This window comes from Chromobacterium sp. IRSSSOUMB001, assembly GCF_023507765.1.
GTDB lineage: Bacteria > Pseudomonadota > Gammaproteobacteria > Burkholderiales > Chromobacteriaceae > Chromobacterium > Chromobacterium haemolyticum.
Window position 1 is genome coordinate 83,379 of record NZ_JALCYU010000012.1, and the last position, 20,189, is coordinate 103,567.

20 protein-coding genes are annotated in these 20,189 nt (G+C 64.8%); 11 read left to right on the forward strand and 9 right to left on the reverse strand.

Annotated features, from left to right (window positions below; translation table 11 throughout):
- Positions 1-135: 135 nt before the first annotated feature.
- Positions 136-516, reverse strand: coding sequence for a Co2+/Mg2+ efflux protein ApaG (gene apaG / locus MOV80_RS16440; RefSeq protein ID WP_019101389.1), 381 nt, complete (start codon positions 514-516; stop codon positions 136-138).
- A 107-nt stretch (positions 517-623) separates the two neighbouring features.
- On the opposite strand from apaG, the gene rpe reads away from it, so the two are divergent.
- The 4 genes from rpe to trpE all read left to right on the forward strand — a co-directional run bounded on the left by rpe (position 624) and on the right by trpE (position 4,429).
- A complete protein-coding gene (gene rpe, locus MOV80_RS16445; protein ID WP_019101388.1) occupies positions 624-1,304 on the forward strand; it encodes a ribulose-phosphate 3-epimerase in 681 nt (226 codons plus the stop codon).
- A gap of 29 nt (positions 1,305-1,333) precedes the next feature.
- Entirely contained in the window at positions 1,334-2,089 is a 756-nt protein-coding gene (locus tag MOV80_RS16450; RefSeq protein WP_019101387.1) for an SDR family oxidoreductase, read from the forward strand.
- Between the two features lie 69 nt (positions 2,090-2,158).
- Positions 2,159-2,827: a phosphoglycolate phosphatase gene (locus MOV80_RS16455; protein ID WP_019101386.1), complete on the forward strand. Its 669-nt coding sequence runs from the start codon at positions 2,159-2,161 to the stop codon at positions 2,825-2,827.
- A gap of 138 nt (positions 2,828-2,965) precedes the next feature.
- Positions 2,966-4,429, forward strand: a complete 1,464-nt coding sequence (trpE, locus tag MOV80_RS16460; protein WP_019101385.1) for an anthranilate synthase component I — start codon at positions 2,966-2,968, stop codon at positions 4,427-4,429.
- A gap of 48 nt (positions 4,430-4,477) precedes the next feature.
- On the opposite strand, the gene MOV80_RS16465 is transcribed toward trpE, so the two are convergent.
- Positions 4,478-5,287, reverse strand: coding sequence for a phytanoyl-CoA dioxygenase family protein (locus MOV80_RS16465; protein ID WP_019101384.1), 810 nt, complete (start codon positions 5,285-5,287; stop codon positions 4,478-4,480).
- Between the two features lie 230 nt (positions 5,288-5,517).
- Between MOV80_RS16465 and MOV80_RS16470 the strand changes: the two genes are divergently transcribed.
- Positions 5,518-6,450, forward strand: a complete 933-nt coding sequence (locus tag MOV80_RS16470; RefSeq protein WP_043593597.1) for a LysR family transcriptional regulator — start codon at positions 5,518-5,520, stop codon at positions 6,448-6,450.
- Between the two features lie 213 nt (positions 6,451-6,663).
- Here the strand turns inward: MOV80_RS16470 and MOV80_RS16475 are convergent, their stop codons facing one another.
- The 4 genes from MOV80_RS16475 to arfB form a co-directional block, all read right to left on the reverse strand.
- Positions 6,664-7,275 carry a 3'-5' exonuclease gene (locus MOV80_RS16475; protein ID WP_107732248.1) on the reverse strand — a complete coding sequence of 204 codons (612 nt, stop codon included), beginning with the start codon at positions 7,273-7,275 and terminating at the stop codon, positions 6,664-6,666.
- Positions 7,272-7,478 (reverse strand): hypothetical protein, encoded by a 207-nt coding sequence (locus MOV80_RS16480; protein WP_019101381.1) that lies wholly within the window; start codon positions 7,476-7,478, stop codon positions 7,272-7,274. Before MOV80_RS16480 ends, MOV80_RS16475 begins: the two co-directional genes overlap by 4 nt.
- Positions 7,479-7,553: 75 nt before the next feature.
- Positions 7,554-9,176: a methyl-accepting chemotaxis protein gene (locus MOV80_RS16485; RefSeq protein WP_019101380.1), complete on the reverse strand. Its 1,623-nt coding sequence runs from the start codon at positions 9,174-9,176 to the stop codon at positions 7,554-7,556.
- A gap of 83 nt (positions 9,177-9,259) precedes the next feature.
- Complete coding sequence (gene arfB, locus MOV80_RS16490; protein ID WP_019101379.1) at positions 9,260-9,667, reverse strand: alternative ribosome rescue aminoacyl-tRNA hydrolase ArfB; 408 nt, start codon at positions 9,665-9,667, stop codon at positions 9,260-9,262.
- Positions 9,668-9,834: 167 nt separating this feature from the next.
- Here arfB and MOV80_RS16495 point away from each other — a divergent pair, with 167 nt between their 5' ends.
- On the forward strand, positions 9,835-11,019 hold the full coding sequence (locus MOV80_RS16495) for a GGDEF domain-containing protein (protein ID WP_052052233.1): 1,185 nt from the start codon (positions 9,835-9,837) through the stop codon (positions 11,017-11,019).
- A 1-nt stretch (position 11,020) separates the two neighbouring features.
- Here the strand turns inward: MOV80_RS16495 and MOV80_RS16500 are convergent, their stop codons facing one another.
- Positions 11,021-12,556, reverse strand: a complete 1,536-nt coding sequence (locus tag MOV80_RS16500; RefSeq protein WP_043593593.1) for a thioredoxin family protein — start codon at positions 12,554-12,556, stop codon at positions 11,021-11,023.
- Positions 12,557-12,708: 152 nt separating this feature from the next.
- Here MOV80_RS16500 and MOV80_RS16505 point away from each other — a divergent pair, with 152 nt between their 5' ends.
- Positions 12,709-13,938: an amidohydrolase family protein gene (locus tag MOV80_RS16505; RefSeq protein WP_249605323.1), complete on the forward strand. Its 1,230-nt coding sequence runs from the start codon at positions 12,709-12,711 to the stop codon at positions 13,936-13,938.
- A 31-nt stretch (positions 13,939-13,969) separates the two neighbouring features.
- On the opposite strand, the gene MOV80_RS16510 is transcribed toward MOV80_RS16505, so the two are convergent.
- The gene (locus MOV80_RS16510; protein ID WP_118267466.1) at positions 13,970-15,154 is read right to left on the reverse strand and encodes an acetyl-CoA C-acyltransferase; all 1,185 of its coding nucleotides are present in this window, start codon (positions 15,152-15,154) and stop codon (positions 13,970-13,972) included.
- Between the two features lie 10 nt (positions 15,155-15,164).
- Positions 15,165-15,566 carry a MerR family DNA-binding transcriptional regulator gene (locus MOV80_RS16515; RefSeq protein WP_043593585.1) on the reverse strand — a complete coding sequence of 134 codons (402 nt, stop codon included), beginning with the start codon at positions 15,564-15,566 and terminating at the stop codon, positions 15,165-15,167.
- A gap of 137 nt (positions 15,567-15,703) precedes the next feature.
- Here MOV80_RS16515 and MOV80_RS16520 point away from each other — a divergent pair, with 137 nt between their 5' ends.
- The 4 genes from MOV80_RS16520 (at position 15,704) to MOV80_RS16535 (ending at position 20,171) form a co-directional block, all read left to right on the forward strand.
- Positions 15,704-16,552: a 3-hydroxybutyryl-CoA dehydrogenase gene (locus MOV80_RS16520; protein WP_118267464.1), complete on the forward strand. Its 849-nt coding sequence runs from the start codon at positions 15,704-15,706 to the stop codon at positions 16,550-16,552.
- A gap of 51 nt (positions 16,553-16,603) precedes the next feature.
- Positions 16,604-18,106 carry a CoA-acylating methylmalonate-semialdehyde dehydrogenase gene (locus MOV80_RS16525; RefSeq protein ID WP_019101373.1) on the forward strand — a complete coding sequence of 501 codons (1,503 nt, stop codon included), beginning with the start codon at positions 16,604-16,606 and terminating at the stop codon, positions 18,104-18,106.
- Positions 18,107-18,119: 13 nt separating this feature from the next.
- On the forward strand, positions 18,120-19,280 hold the full coding sequence (locus MOV80_RS16530; RefSeq protein WP_019101372.1) for an acyl-CoA dehydrogenase family protein: 1,161 nt from the start codon (positions 18,120-18,122) through the stop codon (positions 19,278-19,280).
- Positions 19,281-19,388: 108 nt separating this feature from the next.
- Positions 19,389-20,171 (forward strand): enoyl-CoA hydratase, encoded by a 783-nt coding sequence (locus tag MOV80_RS16535; RefSeq protein ID WP_118267461.1) that lies wholly within the window; start codon positions 19,389-19,391, stop codon positions 20,169-20,171.
- The last annotated feature ends 18 nt before the right edge of the window (positions 20,172-20,189 follow it).

Sequence of the window (20,189 nt, forward strand, 5' to 3'; positions counted from 1 at the left end):
GTTCGAAAGTCTAGCGAGATGGAGCGAGGCAAAGCGTTGAGGCTGACGGAAACGGCATGGTCAAGCAACGCATGAGCATGCCGGCGCCGGATTCAACGCCGCGTCGCCAACGCGCAGCGGACATTGAACGGGCCATCAATGCAGCACGCGCGGCGCCACCAGATTCATCTCGGGGATTTCGGCCTCGAAACGCTTGCCGTCGTCGGCCAGGAACTGATAGCTGCCCTTCATTGAGCCGTAGGGCGTTTTCAGATGGGTGGCGCTGGAATAGTCGAAAGACTGCCCCGGCTCGATGCGCGGCTGCTCTCCCACCACGCCCATGCCCCGCACTTCCTGCACCTGCTCGTTGGCGTCGGCGATGATCCAGTGGCGGCTGACCAGTTGCGCCGGTTCGCTGCCGGTGTTGGTGATGCGGATGCGATAGCCGAACACATAGATGTCGTTGGCCATATTGGACTGTTCTTCGATGTAATGCGGTTCGGCTTCCACTTCGACACGGTAGGTTTTTTCCGCCATGTTCAGCGCTCCTTTTGTTGTTTGTGCTTCATTTTATCCCGCCGGGACGCTTTTGGCGCGGTAGAATGTGGCCATCCCGTGTTCATCCTTGCCCAAAGCAACGCCCTATGCGCACTTTCCGTATCGCTCCCAGCATTCTTTCCGCCGATTTTTCCTGTCTTGGTCAAGAGGTTCGCGATGTCATCGCCGCCGGCGCAGACATCATCCATTTCGATGTGATGGATAACCACTACGTGCCCAACCTGACCATAGGGCCTATGGTGTGCGAAGCCATCCGCCCGCACAGCGCCGCGCCCATCGACGTCCATCTGATGGTGAAGCCGGTGGACAGCCTGGCCGCCGCCTTCGCCAAAGCCGGCGCGGACATCATCACCTTCCACCCGGAAGCCTCCGAGCACGTGGACCGCACGCTGGGCCTGATCAAGGACGCGGGCTGCAAAGCCGGCCTGGTATTCAACCCGGCCACCTCGCTGTCCTATTTGGATCACGTGATGGATAAGATAGACATGGTGTTGATCATGTCGGTGAACCCGGGCTTCGGCGGGCAGAAATTCATCCCGCACGCGCTGGACAAGGTGCGCGAGGCGCGCCGCCGCATTGATGAATACACCGCCAAGCACGGCGGCGAAGTCTGGCTGGAAGTGGACGGCGGCATCAAGGCCGACAATATCCGCGCGGTGGCCGAGGCCGGCGCCGACACCTTCGTCGCCGGCTCCGCCATCTACGGCCAGGACAACTATAAAACCGTGATCGACGCAATGCGCGCCGAGCTGGCCCAGCTCCGCTGACGCCAGCCCCCTTCCCAGGAGCACAGAATATGCATGCCTTCATCGTGACCGGCGCCTCCCGCGGCCTAGGCTTGGCGTTGACCGAAGCCCTGCTTGCCGACGGCTACCGCGTCGCCGGCCTGGCGCGCGGCGCCGTGGACGCGCTGGCCCCGCTGGCGCGCCGCTATCCGGAACGCCTGATCGCCCTAGACGTCGACCTCTCCGACGCCGCCGCGGTGGCCCCGGCCATCGCCGCCGCGGTGGAACAACTGAAACCGGCCGATTGCGCCAGCCTCAACCTGATCAACAACGCCGGCGTGGTCACCCCCATTGCCCAAGCCGGCCATTACCCGGCCGAGGACGTGGTACGCGCCTTGGCGATCAACCTGGCGGCGCCGATGCTGGCCACCGACGCGCTGCTGCGCGCCAGCGCCAGCCTTAAAGCTCGCCGCCGCATCCTCAACATTTCCTCCGGCGCCGCCGCCAAGCCCTATCCGGGCTGGAGCGTGTATTGCACAACCAAGGCCGGGCTGGACCACTTCAGCCGCAGCGTGGCCGCTGAGCAGGCCGGCCAGGACAAGGCCGCGCAAATCGTAGCTCTCTATCCCGGCGTGGTGGACACCGAGATGCAGGCCAATATCCGCGGCAGCGACGCCAAACAATTTCCGCAAAAAGCGCGTTTCGACGCGCTGAAAGCGGACGGCGAACTCAGCACCCCGGCCGCCGCCGCGCGCCGCATCGTCGACCATCTGCTGTCGCCGGCCTTTGGCCTGCAAACCGTGGTGGACATCCGCAACCTGGGCTGAAACCTGTTCACAATCTGCCGCGCGCGGCAAGCACCAAACAGCGGCCAAGGCCGCCGCACTGAAACGCATATGAACCTGAAATACATCAAAGCCGTCGCCTTCGATCTGGACGGCACCCTGGTCGACTCCATTCCCGATTTGGCCGCCGCCGCCAACGCCATGCGCGAACACCTGGACCTGCCGCCGCTGCCGGCTCTGCGCATTCAGGAACATGTTGGCGACGGCATCGCCAGCCTGGTTCACCGCGCGCTGACCAATGAACGCGACGGCCAGGCAGACCCGGCGCTGTGGGAGCGCGGCTATGTCTTCTTCATCCAGTACTACCGCGAACACCTGAGCGACCGCACCACTATCTACCCGGGCGTCAGCGAGGGCTTGGGCCTGCTGCGCGCGTTGCAACTGCCGCTGGCGGTGGTGACCAACAAATCCGAGCGGCTGGCGCTGCCGCTGCTGGAGCAGCTTGGCCTGCGCGACCACTTCAGCCTAGTCATCGGCGGCGACACCCTGGCGGAGAAGAAACCGTCGGCGCTGCCGCTGCAACATGTCTGCCAGGTGCTGGGCATCTCGCCGGAGCAGATGGCGATGGTGGGCGACTCCGCCAACGATGTGCGGGCCGCTCGCAATAGCGGCTGCGCCGCCATCGCCGTCAGCTACGGCTACGCCGACGCGGCGAGCCTGGGCTCCGACTTGGTAGTGGCTAATATTGCCGAACTATACGATTTGATGAAGAATAGCTGATCAGCTGATAACTTCTTTTACGGATGACAAATTCATGAATCAGCAAGGATACCGGCGTGGATGCCGATGGCGTCGCTCAATGCCTGTTTAACAAGCCGCATTCGACCTCACCATGACCACAAAAGCGCAGGACCCGCCATGACCCATGAAGAATTCAACCGCCTGGCCGCCGCTGGCTACAACCGCATCCCGGTCAGCCTGGAGTTGTTCGCCGACCTCGACACCCCGATGTCGGTCTATCTGAAGCTGGCCAACCAACCCTACTCCTATCTGTTGGAGTCCGTCGTCGGCGGCGAACGCTTCGGTCGCTACTCCTTCATCGGCCTGCCGTCCACCACCCGGCTGCGAGTCAACGGCCAACAGGTACAGGTGGAATACGGCGACAAGGTCATCGAGCGCCACAGCGGCGACCCGCTGGCCTTCATTGAAGCGTTCCAACAGCGCTTCCACACACCGCCTCAGCACGGCCTGCCGCGCTTCACCGGCGGCTTGGTGGGCTATTTCGGCTACGACACCATCCGCCATATCGAAAAACGTCTGGCCGAAACCAGCAAGCCCGACACCATAGGCACGCCGGACATGCTGCTGATGGTGTCCGAGGAGTTGGCGGTGGTGGACAACTTGTCCGGCAAGCTTTATCTGATCGTCTACGCCGATCCGGAAGTGCCCAATGCTCTGCTCAAAGCCGAAGCGCGGCTGGCACAACTGCGCGCCCGTCTGCGCGAGCCGCTGGAAGCGCCCTTGTCCTTGCCCGGTCAAAGCACGCAATCGGCGTCCGAATACGGCGAACAGGCTTTCAAGGACGCGGTCTCCGCCTGCAAGCGCTACATTCAGGACGGCGACATCATGCAGGTGGTTTTGTCGCAGCGCATGCAGATGCCGTTCGCGGAGTCCCCGCTCAGCCTTTACCGCGCGCTGCGCAGCCTGAACCCGTCGCCTTATATGTTCCTCTATCACTTCGACGACTTCCACGTGGTAGGCGCCTCGCCGGAAATCCTGGTACGCCGCGAGCAAGACACCGTCACCGTGCGTCCTATCGCCGGCACTCGCCCGCGCGGTCAGACACGCGAGCAGGACGAGGCGCTGGCCGCGGAACTGCTGGCCGACCCCAAGGAAATCGCCGAGCATGTGATGCTGATGGATCTGGGCCGCAACGACGTGGGCCGCGTCGCCGCCACCGGCAGCGTGCGCGTTACCGACAATATGGCCATCGAACGCTATTCCCACGTGATGCACATCGTGTCCAGCGTGGAAGGCAAGGTTGGTCCGGAAGTGTCGAATATCGACGTGCTTAAGGCCACTTTTCCGGCTGGGACGTTGTCCGGCGCGCCCAAGGTGCGGGCGATGGAAATCATCGATCAGTTCGAACCCAGCAAGCGCGGCATCTACGGCGGCGCGGTCGGCTATCTCGGCTTCAACGGCGACATGGACCTGTGCATCGCCATCCGCACCGCGGTGTTGAAGAACCGTATGCTCTACGTGCAGGCCGGCGCCGGCATCGTCGCCGATTCCTCCCCGGAAATGGAATGGCAGGAAACCCAAAACAAGGCGCGCGCAGTGCTGCGCGCCGCGGCGCTGGCCCAGCAGGGGCTGGACGCCTGAGCCAAACGTCCGCCAAGGCGGGCCGTTTGGCATTGAACAGCTTCTTGCTCAAGCCGCCGGCCAGAGCACCGGAAACCAATCCTCGCGCAGCCGCTGCCCCGGCCGCATGCCATGATCCGGATAAGGCGGCGAGGTGCGGCCGGGACGCTCGACGTAGCGCGCATCGTCGCCCAGCCAGCGCAATGACAAGGCTCGCCGCCTACCGCCGCCGGGGTTGCCCCGCGCGCCGTGCGCAGTGCGGAAATCGAACAGCACCGCGTCGCCAGGCTCCAAAGCCCATTCCAGCACCTCCATGCCAAGCTCGCGCTCCGGGTCCGGCGCGTCTCGATATCGGCGCGTATCGCCTTGATAAAAACTGGATTCATCTTTCCAGCGCAGCGGCCGCACCCACTCCTCCCAGCGATGCGAACCGGCGATCAAGCGCAGCGTCGCCTCGCCCACCGGATCCACTGGAATCCAGAAACTGACGGTCTGTTCGCCGTCGACAAAGTAATACGGGATGTCCTGATGCCAAGGCGTGGGTTTGTGCGTGCCCGGTTCCTTGACCAGCACATGCTCATGGAAGAATTGCGCGGTGGCCGAACGCATCAGCGCTGCGGCGCCGGCCGCGGCGGACGATTCCGTGACCACCGCCTCGAATTCAGGAATCCGCCGCCAGTTGCAATAGTCCTCAAAGAAAGAACCCGGCTCGCCGGTGGCCACCACATTGCCGGCGTACGGCCCCGGAGCGCGCAAATTGCGCTCGATGCCGGCGGCGATGACATCGACCCAATCGCGGAACAGGCCGCGCAGACAAACCGCGCCGTCGCGCTGGAAGGCGGCGATGTCGGCGGCGGAAATCTCGGGACAGGCAAGCATGGCGTTCTCCTCTTTCCAGGGTTCAAAGTCTGTTGCGCTTCGTGAAGCGTTGCACGGCGAGTACAAGCTCATTTTCGCTCGCTCCCGCCTTGTCTCGCCCTCGCTCGCGAAACGTTGAACAGGCTCTAATGCGTGTGGGCGCCGCCGCTGCGGGCGCTTGTCCTCACTATCGCCGCAAACCCATGCCAAAATAAAATAATATGTTTTGATTATCCTCCTCGGAAAAAGCGATGAAGTTGACCCTGCGCCAATTGCGCTACGCGCTGGCCGTGGCCCGCCACGGCGGCATCAGCGCGGCGGCCGAACGGCTGAACGTATCTCAGCCGGCTGTGTCCGCCGCCGTAGGCGAGCTGGAAAACATCCTGGGACAAGCGCTGTTTGTCCGCACCCGCGGCGCCGGAATGGCGACGACGCCGTTTGGCAGGCAGGCCTTGGCGCAGGCGCGACGGACCGTGGAAGCCGCAATGGCGCTCGAGGGGCTGGCCAATGGCGCGGACGCGCTGGCCGGGGAGTTGGCGCTAGGCTGCTTCGAGGACTTGGCGCCCTACTGCTTGCCGCCTGTGTTGCGCGCGCTGCGCGAACGTCACCCCTCTCTACGCGTGGAGGTGCGTGAATGCGGGTTCGACCTGATCGGTCCACAGCTGCTTCAGGGCGGGCTGGACGCCGCCATCAGCTATGATCTGGCGCTGCCGCCCACGCTGGCCTTGACCGAACTGCGCACGCTGGCGCCCCACGCGCTGCTGGCGGTTGACCACCCGCTGGCGCAGACCGAAAAGGTGATGTTGAAGGAGCTGTGCGAATGGCCGCTGCTGCTGACCGAACAGGCGCACAGCGGCCCGCACTTTCTGGACTTGCTGCGCATGCACGGGTTGCGACCGGCGCGGCTGGAGTCGGTCCGCAGTTTTGAACTACAGCGCGGCATGGTGGCCCACGGTCTGGGCGTGGCCATCGCTTACACCCGGCCCAGCGGCGACCACAGTTACGACGGCCGGCCGCTGACGCTGCGTCCCATCGCCGAACCGCTGCCGGAGCAACGCATTGTGCTGGCCTGCCTGCGCGAGCGGGCGGAGACGCCGGCCATTGCCGCACTGCGTGAACGCGCGCTGGACTGGTTCTCGGCCAGGCCCGCTTTTGGGGTCGGCGCGGCCGGCAACGATACATGATGAGCATTCAAAGGCGGTGTTCACTCTGTCGCGTGACCGCGAAGCGCGGCAGATCAAAAACAGGTTCTCGGAGCGTGTTTACGATCTCGCGAGCTAAGGTGAGACAAGGCGAAAACGGCTGAGAAAGCGGAGTGTACACACGGTACATGAGCATTTCGAAGCCGTACTCACCGTGTAACGCTCCACGATGCGCAGCAGATCGTAAACAGGTTCTCAGCCAGCCTGGGCCTGCAGGTACTGACTTATCTTGGCCGCGCTGACCTTCTGCATGCCGCACAATTGGCTGTGATCGGCCAGACGCGCGCCGTAGCGGCGGCTGAGCTCGCCCTGCAAATGGCACAAGAGCTGCGCGGCCATTTCCGCGTCGGCCAGCGCCCGGTGGGCGCGGCCGGTGTCCGGTAAGCTCAGCCAGCGCGCCAAAGTGCCCAGCTTGTGGTCCGGCGCCTGCGGCAGCACCCGGCGCGACAACAACAGGGTGCAGGCGAAGTCCTGCTTGCGCGCCAGACCCAGTTGGGCCAGCTCGTAATCCCAAAACTTGCGGTCGAAACTGGCGTTGTGAGCAGCCAGCGGCGTGTCGCCGACGAAGCGCGCCGCTTCGGCCATCGCTACCGCCGGCGGCGGCGCGTCGCGCAACATCACGTTGCTGATGCCTGTCAGGCGCTCGATCATCGGCGGAATCCACACGCCGGCGTTGATCAGGCTTTGATAGCGGCCGACGATGCGGCCGTCCTCCAGCAGCGCCACGCCGATTTCGGTGGCGCGGCAATCGCGCCCCGGAGATGCGCCGTTGGTTTCGAAGTCGATGACGGCGATGCGTCTACTCATTTCAGCGCCGCCCGCGCCGCCTCTTCCGGGCTCAGGCCATCGTAGTACTGATCGGTGTACCACTCCGCCTGTTCCTCGATATGCTCCTGCGCCTCCGCCACGGTGGCGCCGGCCGCCACCAGGTGAGTCTCCACCTCGGCGCACCATTCCAGCAGCGCGCGGGTTTCCTCGTCCAACTCGTCTTGTTTTTGCTTCTTGGCCATGACCGTATCCTCACATCGCTTCCGCGTGCCGAAAACTGCGCATTCTACCCGCGCAGGCGGCGGCGGCCAAACCGCTCACACCCGCATATGACGGATGGATTCGCTCAGCTCGCCGAAATGACCGCGCAGTTGCACCAACTCGTCTTGCACCTGCCCCACCGAGCGACTGGTGGTGCCGGCGTGCTGAGTTACTTCGTCGACGTTGGCCAGGATCTGCGCCCCGGCCGCCTTTTGGTTATCCAGAAGCCTGGAGATATTGCGGATGCGCTCCTCAGCCACGCCGGCCTGGCGGCCGATCTGGTCAACCATGCCGCCCAGCTGCTTCACCAGTTCCACGCCCTGCTCTACCTGACCCACGCCGTTTTCCATGCCGCTGACAACTTGCTCCGAGGTGGCCTGCAACTGGGAAATGACATTGACGATATCCGCCGTCGCCTGCGCGGTGCGCTCCGCCAACGCGCGCACCTCGTCCGCCACCACGGCGAAGCCGCGGCCGGACTCGCCTGCACGCGCGGCTTCGATGGCCGCGTTCAAAGCCAAAAGATTGGTCTGATCGGCGATACCGCGGATTGCATCCACCATGCCGCCTATCTTGCGGATGTCGCCTTCCAGCAATTGCACACTGTTGGCGCTGTGATGAATGGTTTGGGCCAGGTTGCCGATATTGCCCACGGTCTGCTGCACCGCCTTGCTGCCTTCGCTCGAGCATTGCCCCACTTCGCCGGCGATGCGCAAAGTGCTGTCGGCGTGCTCCGCAACACTGGCCAGATGGTCGGCCAGTTGCTGAATGGCGCCGGCCATGGACTGCGCCGAATCGGTTTGCAACCGGCTGGCCTGTTCCACGCCTTGGGTGAGTTGGGCAATCTCGTCGACCGAATCCCCAAGCGCGCCCGAAGTCTGGCCCACTTTGCCCACAATGCCCTGGAGGGTGTCCATCAGAGTATTGAATTCACCGATGGCCGCGCCCAGTTCATTGCGCCGTCCAACTTGCGCGCGGATGGACAAATCGCCGCTGCGTTCGATACGTTGCGCCGTATCCTTGAAACGCTCAATAGGTGGTAGCACCGATCGCGCCACCCACCAGCACAACATGGCCATCAGCAAAGCCGCGGCCAGCGCCGCCACAATGATGATCACGGCGGCCACGCCCACCTGCGCCACCGTGCTGTCGTTCTGCCGCCGCGAACCGCTGTCGATGGCGTCGGCCAGTTTTTCCATCTTGTCCTCCAGCAGCGCGAAGTCCTGCTGGAAGTCCTTAAGCTTGGCCGCGGCCTGCTCCGGCTGGTCAAAGCCGGCGGCTACGATGGCGGCCGCCGCTCCGGTATAGCGTTCCACCACCGGCAGAATTTGCTGCAGCAAGGAACGTGCCTCGGGATCGCTGATCTTGTCCTGGTTTTCCTTCATCGCGCCGAGAAAGCGCTTGCTGTGCTCCTCCACGTCCTTGCGGATTTCGGTCAGCGCGGCGCGATCGCCGTTTTTCTGCGCCAACATTAGCGCCAGAACATCGCCATGCACCGCGTCGTGCATCATGTCGGCATCCATTTGTCGCCGCACCGCGCCCTGGCTGTCCAGCAATTCATTGATGCTGCGCACCAGGTGCACCGTACTTTGGTAACCAACCGCGCCGATCAGCAGGCAGGATACCACTACCCCGAAAGCCAGCAGCTGCAGCTGCATCCGAATCGTCAAGCCTTGCATCGCGGTCCCCTTGCCTTAGCATTAATGCCCATAGCATTAACACTAATACATTCCCGAGATTCCGCCGAAGCAATTGCGGCCGACTACAGATCCACCTTGCCGCGCAGAGACTTGACTTCGCCGCGCCGCGTCTTGCCGGCCAGCCGCCGCTGTTTGGAGCCGTAAGTGGGTTTGGTGGCGCGGCGCGCCTTGGGGGTGTGGCTGGCGGCGTCGACCCAGGCTTGCAGGCGCTGCAGCGCGTCCGCGCGGTTCAATTCCTGAGTGCGGTACTGCTGGGCCTTGATCACCAGCACCCCGTCTTTGTTCAGCCGCTGGTCCGGCAAGGCCAGCAGCCGCTCCCGCAGCCATTCTGGTAGGGAGGAGGCTCGCACGTCGAAGCGCAGATGCACCGCCGACGACACTTTGTTGACGTTTTGCCCACCCGCGCCTTGCGCGCGCATCGCGCTGAACTCCACTTCGCGCTCGCTGATCGGATACCGCGGCTTGTCCATGATGCAGACCAACAGTCAAAAGAAATAATTGTAGCGCACCCGCCGCACCCCTTGGCATGGGGCGGCGTTTTATTTCAGAGTGAAATTGTATGAATATCAATAGACTGCTATTGTCGTGCGCTTGCCTGGCCGATACCCTGCCGGACGCTCTTTGCCCATAGAACACGATGTCATTTTTTCTCGACCCTCGGACAACACTGGCTTGCACCGCCGGCTACAGCCTGGTCATCTCCCTGGTCACTTTCCTGTTCTGGCAGCGCAGCCAGCGCCAACCCGCGGTGCTGGCGCTCGCCATCGGCGGGTTGCTGGACGCGGCGGCCGGACTGCTCTATCTTGCCCCGCTGGACCTGGATCCCGCCTTGATTTCCATCAGCGCCAAGCTGCTGATCCAGTTGGCGGCGCTGCACGTTCTGATCAGCATTGAGCGTTTTTACAAGCACTCCAGCCACTACAGCCTGCCCTTGGGCCTGGCTCTGGTCTTCATTCCTTTGCTGCTGTTCATCCACGACGGCCTCGCGCATTCGGCACTGGCCCGCCACGCCATCTTCTCGCTGGGCGCCTGTCTGCTATGGGGCTTGATCGCCTGGCGGCTGTGGCAAGCGGAACAGGATTCTCCGCGCGCCGGCAAATCGCTGGCCTCGGCGCTTGCGGTGCTGACCCTGCTGCTGGAGCTGACGCGGCTGGCGCTGGCGCTGTCCGCCATGCAGCCGGACATCGAAGTCGCCGGCCAGCGTCAGAACCTGCTGCTGCTGATGACACAGTGGTCCGGCTATGGCGTGGTGGTGTGCCAGCTCTATCTGGTGTACGAGCGGGCGATGGATCAGTTGTTGCAGCAATCACGCAGCGACAGCCTGACCCGCTTGCTGAACCGGCGCAGCTTCGATGAAGAGGCGGTGGCCGCGTTCCGTCTGGCCCAGCGCGAGCGGCGTGCCCTGTCGTTGATCGTGCTGGATCTAGACCATTTCAAAAGCATCAACGACCGTCACGGCCACCTGGCTGGCGATCAGGCGCTGACCGCGCTGGCCGACTGCCTGCGACGCCAAGCGCGTCAAACGGATCTGATAGGCCGCCACGGCGGCGAGGAGTTCTGCATTCTGCTGCCGGATACCGGCAGAGAGCAGGCGGGCCATGTGGCGGAGCGGCTGCGCGCCGCCATAGCCCGCATTGAACTGCCGCTGCCGGACGCCGGCTCTCGGCTGCGTTTTACCGCCAGCTTGGGCGTGGCCTGTCTGAACAGCAGCCACGCCTCGCTGGAAAGCCTGTTCTGCGAGGCCGACGCCATGCTGTATCAAGCCAAGCACCACGGCCGCGACAAAGTGATGCTGTCTGCGCTGCCGGCCGCCGCGGCTTGATTCAAGACCGGGCGGACTGAGCCAGTCCCTCGCACACCGGCTTTTGAGGATCGCCGACCGGCAGCTTGCCGCACACCTCCTCCAATTGCCCGGCCAAGCGCGCCAGCGCCGCCTCCTGCTGTTGCTGCCGGCCCCAGGCCTTGAGCCGGTTTACGGCCTTTTCCAGCGAGCGCCGGTTGCGTTCGTAGAAGGCGCTGGGCGTGCTGCCCGCTTCCTTGAAGATCGCGCTGGCAGTGCTCTCGATCCGCTTCTCGTCCCCAGGCGCCAATTCAATCGCCCCGCTCAAATAGCTGACGCCCCATTGCAGACGCGTAGCCGGGCCGTTGGCGGCTTCGTAGGCCTGACGGTACCAGTCCAGCGCCCCGGCCTTGTCGCCTCGCTGCTTAGCATTGGAAGCCAGGATCAGCATATGGTAATAAGGCGCGTGCGAACGGCCCAGCTCCGCCTTGAGCAGCGCGTCGGATTCGTCCAGCCAGCTCGCTTGCGTCAACAGATCTGCGCCTGCGGTGATGACCGCTTGGCGTTCATAGGGATTTCCGGTGGCTTTGTCCGCCGCCGCCACTCGCTGTTTGACCTCCTCGCGCAAGGCGCGCGGCAATTCGCCCTTGGGCTGGTCCAAGCGAGCCAACGCCAACCGCGACGACAATGCGCCCAGGCGATCCGCGGTGGACAAGCCCGCGTCCACGGCCAGTTTGTCCAAAGCGGCGTCCCATTGCGCCGCCAGCGCCAAGCGCTCAGGCCCCTCCGCGCTCAAGGCCTTGACGATGTCGGCGGCGCTGTTGATCAAGATGTCGGCGTTGACGCGCGGCTGAGCCAAGGCTGCGCGCGCGATTGCCAGCCCTTGCGCGCGGTCCGTCACCGGTGTCTCCTCGCTGGCCGCGGCGGCCAGCGCTTTCAACTTCAACCGTAAAGCAGTGGCCGTCGGCTGGGCCGGAGCCTTGTCCGCCAGCCGAGCCAAAGTCGCCGCCACTTGTTTCTCCGGCACGATCTGCGCCTGATCCGTGTCCCAGGAATAGTCCGCCAGCAATTGCCAGTCCCCATCCGCCAACGCATCGCCGGCCAGGGCAGACTGCAGCAAGACTTTCACCGGCCGCGCCGCCGCCAGGCCCAGTTCCAGCGTGCGCAGATAACGCTCCGGGTCCACCTCGCCCGGCAGGCGGGTGATCTCCGCGCCGTCCGGGCGGAACAGAATCATGGTTGGATAGCCGCGCACCTTGAACTCGCTGCCCAGCTTTTGCGCGTCCGGGCTGTCGCCGTCCAGGTAAACCGGCACGAACTGGCGGGTGCGGGCGATGAAATCCTGGCGGTTGAAAATGGTGGCCTTGACCTGGTTGCACGGCGGGCACCATACCGCGCCCCAGTACAGGAACAACGGCTTGTTTTCCGATTTGGCCTTGGCGAAGGCCGCCGGCACATCGCCTTGCAGCCAGGCAATGCCAGGCGGCAGCGCGTGGCCGTCCGCAGGGGCGGAGGCGGCTTCTGCCGGCAGCGCCAGGCTGGCGGCAACAAAGGCCAGCGAGATCAAGGTAAGCTTCATCGCAGAATTCTCTTATGGTTGGGTTGTCGAACCATGCTAACGCAATTATTCGAACGTAATAAAGTGCGATCGCTTCTGTGCTTAGCGATAAAAAATCCAATGTCGCGTTTCCACTGCGCGACACCGCCTCTTTCGCCGCAAGGACACCACGCATGACGACTCCCCCCGCTTACTGGCTTGGCCCTCTATTGCTGGAAAACGGCTTCGAACGCGACGCCGCCGGCCAAGTCGTCTCCACCGCCGCCCGCCGCGCCCATCTGCTGATCGCCGACGGCCGCATCGCCGAAATGCGCTTCGACTTCCCTCCTGACGACGGCCGGCCGCGACGCGACGCATGCGGCTGGCTGGCGCTGCCGGCCTTCGCCGACATGCACATCCACCTGGACAAAGGTCATTACGGCGGCCCCTGGCGCGCCGCGACCTCCTTCATCAGCGTGGCTGAGCGCATCCGCGAGGAACAGGGCTTTCTGCTCGATTTCCTGCCGGACACCCGGCGCCGCGCCGAAGCGCTGCTGGACCTGATTGCAGCCAGTGGCGTCGCCTTCGCCCGCGTGCACTGTAATGTGGACCCGGTGGCCGGCCTCGCCACCATGGAGCAAGTTCGCCTGGCGCTGGACAGCCGCCGGCATTGGCTGGATTACGAACTGGTCGCCTTCCCGCAACACGGCCTGCTGGCCGGCGACACAATCAAACTGATGGACCAGGCGCTGGCCGCCGGCTTCGACGTGGTTGGCGGAGTGGATCCGGCCAGCGTGGACGGCGACATCGAGCGCTCCCTCAACGCCACGCTGGAGCTGGCGGTCAAGCACGGCGCGCCGGTGGACCTGCACCTGCACGACCGCGGCGAGCTGGGCGCCTACACACTGGAGCGGCTGGCGCGGCTGAGCGAATCCGCCGGCCTGGCCGGCCAGGTCTGCGTCAGCCACGCCTACTGCCTGGGAGAACTGGAGCCGGCCCGGCTGGACCAGGTGTGCGCGGCACTGGCCGCCAGCGGCATCGCCATCGTGTCGGCGGCACCCATCGACGTGCCCATGCCTCCGCCGCAAGTCCTGGCCGCGCACGGCATCCCGCTGAGCCTGGGCAACGACAACATCAACGACCACTGGACGCCGTACAACAGCGGCAGCATCGTCGAGCGCGCCAGCCGTCTGGGCGAGCGCCACGGCTGGAACAACGAATACGCGCTGAGCCGCGCCTTGCGCCACATCAGCCGCGGCCTGACGCCGCTGGACGACGCCGGCCGCCGCGTGTGGCCGCAAGTCGGCGACGCCGCCGATCTGACGCTGGTGGACGCCTGTTGCTCGGCCGAGCTGATCGCCCGTCGCAAGCCGGTGCGCGGCGTGCTGCGCGGCGGCCGGCCCGGTTGGTGGGCCGAAAGCTAGACCCAGCCAGGATCCGTCGCCGGGAAAGCCTTTACAGCAACTCCAGCGCCATCGCCGTCGCCTCGCCGCCGCCTATGCACAAGCTGGCCACACCGCGCTTGCCGCCGCGCTGACGCAGCGCCGACAGCAGGGTGATGATGATGCGCGCGCCGGAGGCGCCGATGGGATGGCCCAGCGCGCAAGCGCCGCCATGCACGTTGACCTTGTCGTGCGGCAGGCCCAGGTCGTGCATCGCCGCCATCGTCACCACGGCGAAGGCTTCGTTGATCTCGTAGAGATCCACATCGCCGACGCTCCAGCCAGCCTGGGCCAGCAGCTTGCGGATCGCCTCCACCGGCGCGGTGGTGAACCAGCCCGGCTCCTGAGCGTGGGTGGCGTGGCCAACGATGCGGGCCAGCGGCCGCAGGCCGCGGCTCGCCGCCTCCTCCGCCGTCATCAACACCAGCGCGGCGGCGCCGTCGGAAATGGAGCTGGCGTTGGCCGGCGTCACCGTGCCGTCCTTCTTGAACGCCGGCTTCAGCGTCGGAATCTTGTCGACATTGGCCTTCAAGGGCTGCTCGTCGGTGTCCACCACCTGCTCTCCCCCGCGGCCGCTAACCGTCACCGGCGCGATCTCGTCGCGGAACAGGCCGTCGCGGATCGCCGCCTGGGCACGGTTCAACGAGGCGATGGCGAAGGCGTCCTGGGCCTCGCGGCTGAAGCCGTACTTCTCCGCGCACCATTCGGCGAACACCCCCATCAGCTTGCCCTTGTCGTAAGCGTCCTCCAGGCCGTCCAGGAACATATGGTCCTTGATTTCGCCATGGCCCAGCCGCAAGCCGGCCCGCGCCTTGGTCATCAGATAGGGCGCGTTGCTCATGCTTTCCATACCGCCGGCCACCATCACCCGCGCGCTGCCGGCGCGCAAGAGATCATGGGCCAGCATCGTCGCCTTCATGCCGGAGCCGCACATCTTGTTGACCGTGGTACAGTTCACCGCCAGCGGCAGGCCGGCGCCCAACGCCGCCTGGCGCGCCGGCGCCTGGCCCTGGCCGGCCGGCAGCACGCAGCCGACGATGGCTTCGTTGATGTCCGCCGCAGGCACGCCCGCGCGCTCCACCGCGGCCTGGATCGCCGCCGCGCCCAGCTCCGCCGCCGTCTTGGCCGCCAAAGCGCCCTGGAAGCCGCCCATGGCGGTGCGCGCCATGCCCACGATCACGATGTCTTGCTGTTGCATTGCTTACTCCTCATGTCGATTGCCGGGCATCCGCGCCGCGCCTGTCCAGCGTTTTCTCGCACTGATGCCGTAATTGGGAAATTTCGCTCAATACCACCTTGATGTCTTCCATCTGCTCCAGCAACTGCTGTTCCTTGCGCTGCAGGATGCGGATGAATTCGTGCAGCTGAGGCGCGTCGTCGCTGGCCGCGTCGTACAGCGCGAAGAGCTCGCGGATTTCCTGCAAGGACAAGCCGATGCGCTTGCCGCGCAGGATCAGCATCAGCCGCACCCGGTCGCGCCGGCTGTAGATGCGGCGCTGCCCCGCCCGCAACGGCTCCAGCAGTTGCTGGTCTTCGTAAAAGCGGATGGTGCGCGTGGTCACGTCGAACTCCTGCGCCAACTCGGTAATGCTATAAGTCTGCTCCGCCATCTCCCTCTCCCGCCCTCCCCGGCGCCGCCGGACCATTCGCGCAACATTCGCCGTTGCGCTTGTCATTGTTGATTGACGTTAACGTAAACGTCAAGCTATCTTGAATACAGCATAGAGCAAATAGTCGAGGAAACAACATGCAAGCCAAAATCGCAGTGGTGGGCGCCGGCACCATGGGCAACGGCATCGCCCAGGTCTTCGCCGCCCACGGTTACGACGTGCGCCTGGCCGACGTCAGCCAGGCCGCCCTGGACAAGGGCCTGGCCGCCGTCGCCTCCAGCCTGGCGCGGCTGGTGAAGAAAGGCCAGTTGGCCGAAGCCGATGTCCCCGCCATTCTCGCCCGCATCCAGACCACCACCCGCCTGGCCGACCTGGCCGACCGCGATCTGGTGGTGGAAGCCGCCACCGAGAACGCCGCCGTCAAGGAAAGCATCTTCCGCCAACTGGCTGCCGTGGTGCGCCCGGACGCGGTGCTGGCGTCCAACACCTCGTCGATTTCGCTAACCCGCATCGCCAGCTGGGTCAGCCAGCCGGAACGCGTGGTGGGCATGCACTTCATGAACCCGGTGCCGGTGATGCAGCTGGTGGAGATCATCCGCGCGCTGCAAACCAGCGACGCCGCTTACCGGCTGGTCTATGAATTGAGCCAGGCCTTGGGCAAAACCCCGGTTACGGTCAAGGACGCCGCCGGCTTCGTCTCCAACCGGGTGCTGATGCCAATGATCAACGAGGCTGCTTTCACGCTATACGAAAACCTGGCCAGCGCCGAGGACATCGATACCGTGATGAAGTTGGGCATGAACCACCCCATCGGCCCGCTGGCGCTGGCGGACCTGATCGGCCTGGATACCTGCTTGTCCATCATGGACATCCTCTACACCGAATTCCGCGACAGCAAATACCGCGCCTGCCCGCTGCTGGCCCAGCTGGTGCAGGCCGGCCACCTCGGCCGCAAGAGCGGCAAGGGTTTTTACAGCTACGCCTGAGCCGGCGCCGCCGGCAACGGGCTTTCATCAAGATTAGACGGAGGCAGCACCATGACCCAGGCAGTCCCCACCATCAAATTGCTGATAGGCGGCGAATTCGTCGAATCCCATAGCGCCGAATGGCGGAACGTCGTCAACCCGGCCACCCAAGAGGTACTGGCGCGGGTGCCGATGGCCACCCAAGACGAAGTCGACGCCGCCGTCAGCGCCGCCAAGACGGCCTTCGCCAGTTGGAAGAAAACCGCCATCGGCGCGCGCGCGCGCATTTTCCTGAAGTATCAACAGTTGATCCGCGAGCACATGAAGGAACTGGCGGCGCTGCTGACCGCCGAGCAAGGCAAGACCCTGGCCGACGCCGAGGGCGACATCTTCCGCGGCCTGGAAGTGGTGGAGCACGCGTCCTCCATCGGCAATCTGCAACTGGGCGAATACGCGGAGAACGTCGCCGGCGGCGTGGACACCTACACCGTGCTGCAACCGCTGGGCGTCTGCGCAGGCATCACCCCGTTCAACTTCCCGGCGATGATTCCGTTGTGGATGTTCCCGATGGCCATCGCCACCGGCAACACCTTTGTGCTCAAACCCTCGGAACAAGACCCGATGGTGACCATGCGCCTGGTGGAGCTGGCGCTGGAAGCCGGCATCCCGCCCGGCGTGCTAAATGTGGTGCACGGCGGCGAACATGTGGTCAACGCCCTGTGCGACCACCGCGACATCAAGGCGGTGTCCTTCGTCGGCTCCACCAAGGTGGGCACCCATGTGCACCATCGCGCCAGCCTCAACGGCAAGCGCACCCAATGCATGATGGGCGCCAAGAACCACGCCATCGTGTTGCCGGACGCCAATAAGGAACAGGCGCTGAACCAGTTGGCCGGGGCCGCTTTCGGCGCCGCCGGCCAGCGCTGCATGGCGCTGTCGGTGGCGGTGCTGGTGGGCGAGGCCCAACAGTGGATTCCGGAACTGGTGGCCAAGGCGCGCGGCCTGAGAGTGGGCGCCGGTAAGGACAACCCGGACCTGGGCCCGCTGATCTCCTGCGCCGCCCGCGAGCGCGTGGCCGGCCTGATCGCCCGCGGCGTGGAAGAAGGCGCGCGTCTGGAGCTGGACGGCCGCGATATCCAGGTGGCCGGCTACGAGCGCGGCAACTTCGTCGGCCCCACCATCTTCTCCGGCGTCAAACCGGAAATGAGCATCTACCACCAGGAAATCTTCGGCCCGGTGCTGTGCCTGATGGCGGCGGACTCGCTGGACGACGCCATCGCCATCGTCAACGCCAACCCCAACGGCAACGGCACCGCGGTGTTCACTCAGAGCGGCGCGGCGGCGCGCAAATTCCAGGAGGAGATCGACGTCGGCCAGGTGGGCATCAACGTGCCCATCCCCGTTCCGGTGCCGCTGTTCAGCTTCACCGGTTCGCGCGGCTCCAAGCTGGGCGACCTCGGCCCTTACGGCAAGCAAGTCGTGCTGTTCTACACCCAGACCAAAACCGTCACCAGCCGCTGGTTCGACGACGCCGCCAGCGGCGGCAAGGTCAACACCACCATTTCGCTGCGCTGACAGGGAGCCCGCCATGGATTTCGCACTGACTGAAGAACAGATCGCTTTTCAGGACAGCGCCCGCGACTTCGCCGCCAGCGAACTCGCGCCGCGCGCCGCCGAATGGGACGAAGAGGAAATCTTTCCGCTGGAGGTGATCCGCCGCAGCGGCGAGATGGGCTTTCTCGGCCTGTACACCCCCGAAGCCTACGGCGGTCTGGGCCTGCCGCGGCTGGACTCCGCCATCATCTTTGAAGAGCTGGCCGCCGGCTGCACTTCCACCGCCGCCTATCTGACCATCCACAATATGGTGGCCTGGATGATAGCCAGCTTCGGCAGCCCGGAGCTGGCTCAGCGCTGGGTGCCGCGCATGGTCAGCGGCGAACTGCTGGGCAGCTACTGTCTGACCGAGCCCGGTGCCGGCTCCGACGCCGCCTCGCTGAAGACCCGCGCCGAGCGCAAGGGCGACCATTACGTGCTCAACGGCTCCAAGATGTTCATCTCCGGCGCCGGCAGCACCCAGGTGCTGGTGGTGATGGCGCGCACCGGCGGCCCCGGACCCAAAGGCGTGTCCGCCTTCGTGGTGCCGGCGGACGCGGCCGGGGTGCAATACGGCAAGAAAGAGAAAAAAATGGGCTGGAACAGCCAGCCCACCCGCGCCATCACCTTCGACAATGTGGAAATCCCCGCATCCAACCGGCTGGGCGAGGAAGGCCAAGGCTTCGCTTTCGCGATGAAGGGACTGGACGGCGGCCGCATCAACATCGCCACCTGCGCGGTGGGCACCGCTCAAGCCGCGCTGGCCGCCGCCCAGCGCTATGTGCAGGAGCGCCAGCAATTCGGCCAGCCGCTGGCCGAGCTGCAAAGCGTGCAGTTCCGGCTGGCGGACATGCTGACCGAACTGGTGGCCGCGCGGCAGATGGTGCGGCTGGCGGCGTGGAAACTGGACCAGGCCAGCCCGGACGCCAGCGCTTATTGCGCCATGGCAAAGCGGCTGGCCACCGATTTGAGTTTCAATGTGGCCAACAACGCGCTGCAACTGTTCGGCGGCTACGGCTATCTGAAGGACTTCCCGCTGGAACGCCACGTGCGCGATCTGCGCGTGCACCAGATCCTGGAAGGCACCAATGAAGTGATGCGGATGATCGTGGCGCGCAAACTATTGCAAGACGGCGCGCTGGAAACGCTGCGCTGAGCGAAACCGGAAAATCCAAGATGCGGCCTTGCGCCGCCTTGCCTCAGCCGCTTCGCTGGATTTTCCCGGCCTCGCTCAATCAAAACCGAATCCATAAAGGCAAACGCCATGAACAACTACGCCCACCTGAACGTGGAAAAACGCGGCCACACCGTCGTGGTCACCATAGACAATCCGCCGGCCAACACCTGGAACCGAGATAGCCTGAGCGCGCTGAAACGACTGGTGGCGGACCTGAACGCCGACCGCGACATCTACGCGCTGGTGATCACCGGCCAGGGAGAAAAATTCTTCTCCGCCGGCGCCGATCTCAATCTATTCGCGGACGGCGACAAAAAGGTGGCCACGGAAATGACCATGCTGTTCGGCGAGGCCTTCGAGGCGCTGTCCGCCTTCCGCGGCGTCAGCATCGCCGCCGTCAACGGCTATGCGATGGGCGGCGGCCTGGAATGCGCGCTGGCCTGCGACATCCGCATCGCCGAGGAGCAGGCGCAAATGGCGCTGCCTGAAGCCGGCGTCGGCCTGCTGCCCTGCGCCGGCGGCACCCAGAATCTGCCCTGGCTGGTCGGCGAAGGCTGGGCCAAACGCATGATTCTGTGCGGCGAGCGCATCGACGCGCGCACCGCCCAGCGCATCGGCCTGGTGGAAGAAGTGGTGGCCAAAGGTCAGGCGCTGGACGCCGCGCTCACGCTGGCGGCAAAAGTCGACCGCCAATCGCCGTCGTCGGTGGCTGTGTGCAAGCAGCTAGTGCAACGCGCGCGGCTGCAGCCGCCGGCTCACAATCTGATCCACGAACGCGAAGGCTTCATCAAGCTGTTCGACACGCAGGATCAGGGCGAAGGCACCCGCGCCTTCCTGGAAAAACGCGCGCCTCAGTGGAAGAACGCCTGATCTTCACCCAAGGACGAA

Coding starts and splice junctions, on each gene's coding strand:
- apaG (WP_019101389.1), bottom strand. CDS start 516: ATGGCGGAAAAAACCTACCGTGTCGAAGTGGAAGCCGAACCGCATTAC.
- rpe (WP_019101388.1), top strand. CDS start 624: ATGCGCACTTTCCGTATCGCTCCCAGCATTCTTTCCGCCGATTTTTCC.
- MOV80_RS16450 (WP_019101387.1), top strand. CDS start 1,334: ATGCATGCCTTCATCGTGACCGGCGCCTCCCGCGGCCTAGGCTTGGCG.
- MOV80_RS16455 (WP_019101386.1), top strand. CDS start 2,159: ATGAACCTGAAATACATCAAAGCCGTCGCCTTCGATCTGGACGGCACC.
- trpE (WP_019101385.1), top strand. CDS start 2,966: ATGACCCATGAAGAATTCAACCGCCTGGCCGCCGCTGGCTACAACCGC.
- MOV80_RS16465 (WP_019101384.1), bottom strand. CDS start 5,287: ATGCTTGCCTGTCCCGAGATTTCCGCCGCCGACATCGCCGCCTTCCAG.
- MOV80_RS16470 (WP_043593597.1), top strand. CDS start 5,518: ATGAAGTTGACCCTGCGCCAATTGCGCTACGCGCTGGCCGTGGCCCGC.
- MOV80_RS16475 (WP_107732248.1), bottom strand. CDS start 7,275: ATGAGTAGACGCATCGCCGTCATCGACTTCGAAACCAACGGCGCATCT.
- MOV80_RS16480 (WP_019101381.1), bottom strand. CDS start 7,478: ATGGCCAAGAAGCAAAAACAAGACGAGTTGGACGAGGAAACCCGCGCG.
- MOV80_RS16485 (WP_019101380.1), bottom strand. CDS start 9,176: ATGCAAGGCTTGACGATTCGGATGCAGCTGCAGCTGCTGGCTTTCGGG.
- arfB (WP_019101379.1), bottom strand. CDS start 9,667: ATGGACAAGCCGCGGTATCCGATCAGCGAGCGCGAAGTGGAGTTCAGC.
- MOV80_RS16495 (WP_052052233.1), top strand. CDS start 9,835: ATGTCATTTTTTCTCGACCCTCGGACAACACTGGCTTGCACCGCCGGC.
- MOV80_RS16500 (WP_043593593.1), bottom strand. CDS start 12,556: ATGAAGCTTACCTTGATCTCGCTGGCCTTTGTTGCCGCCAGCCTGGCG.
- MOV80_RS16505 (WP_249605323.1), top strand. CDS start 12,709: ATGACGACTCCCCCCGCTTACTGGCTTGGCCCTCTATTGCTGGAAAAC.
- MOV80_RS16510 (WP_118267466.1), bottom strand. CDS start 15,154: ATGCAACAGCAAGACATCGTGATCGTGGGCATGGCGCGCACCGCCATG.
- MOV80_RS16515 (WP_043593585.1), bottom strand. CDS start 15,566: ATGGCGGAGCAGACTTATAGCATTACCGAGTTGGCGCAGGAGTTCGAC.
- MOV80_RS16520 (WP_118267464.1), top strand. CDS start 15,704: ATGCAAGCCAAAATCGCAGTGGTGGGCGCCGGCACCATGGGCAACGGC.
- MOV80_RS16525 (WP_019101373.1), top strand. CDS start 16,604: ATGACCCAGGCAGTCCCCACCATCAAATTGCTGATAGGCGGCGAATTC.
- MOV80_RS16530 (WP_019101372.1), top strand. CDS start 18,120: ATGGATTTCGCACTGACTGAAGAACAGATCGCTTTTCAGGACAGCGCC.
- MOV80_RS16535 (WP_118267461.1), top strand. CDS start 19,389: ATGAACAACTACGCCCACCTGAACGTGGAAAAACGCGGCCACACCGTC.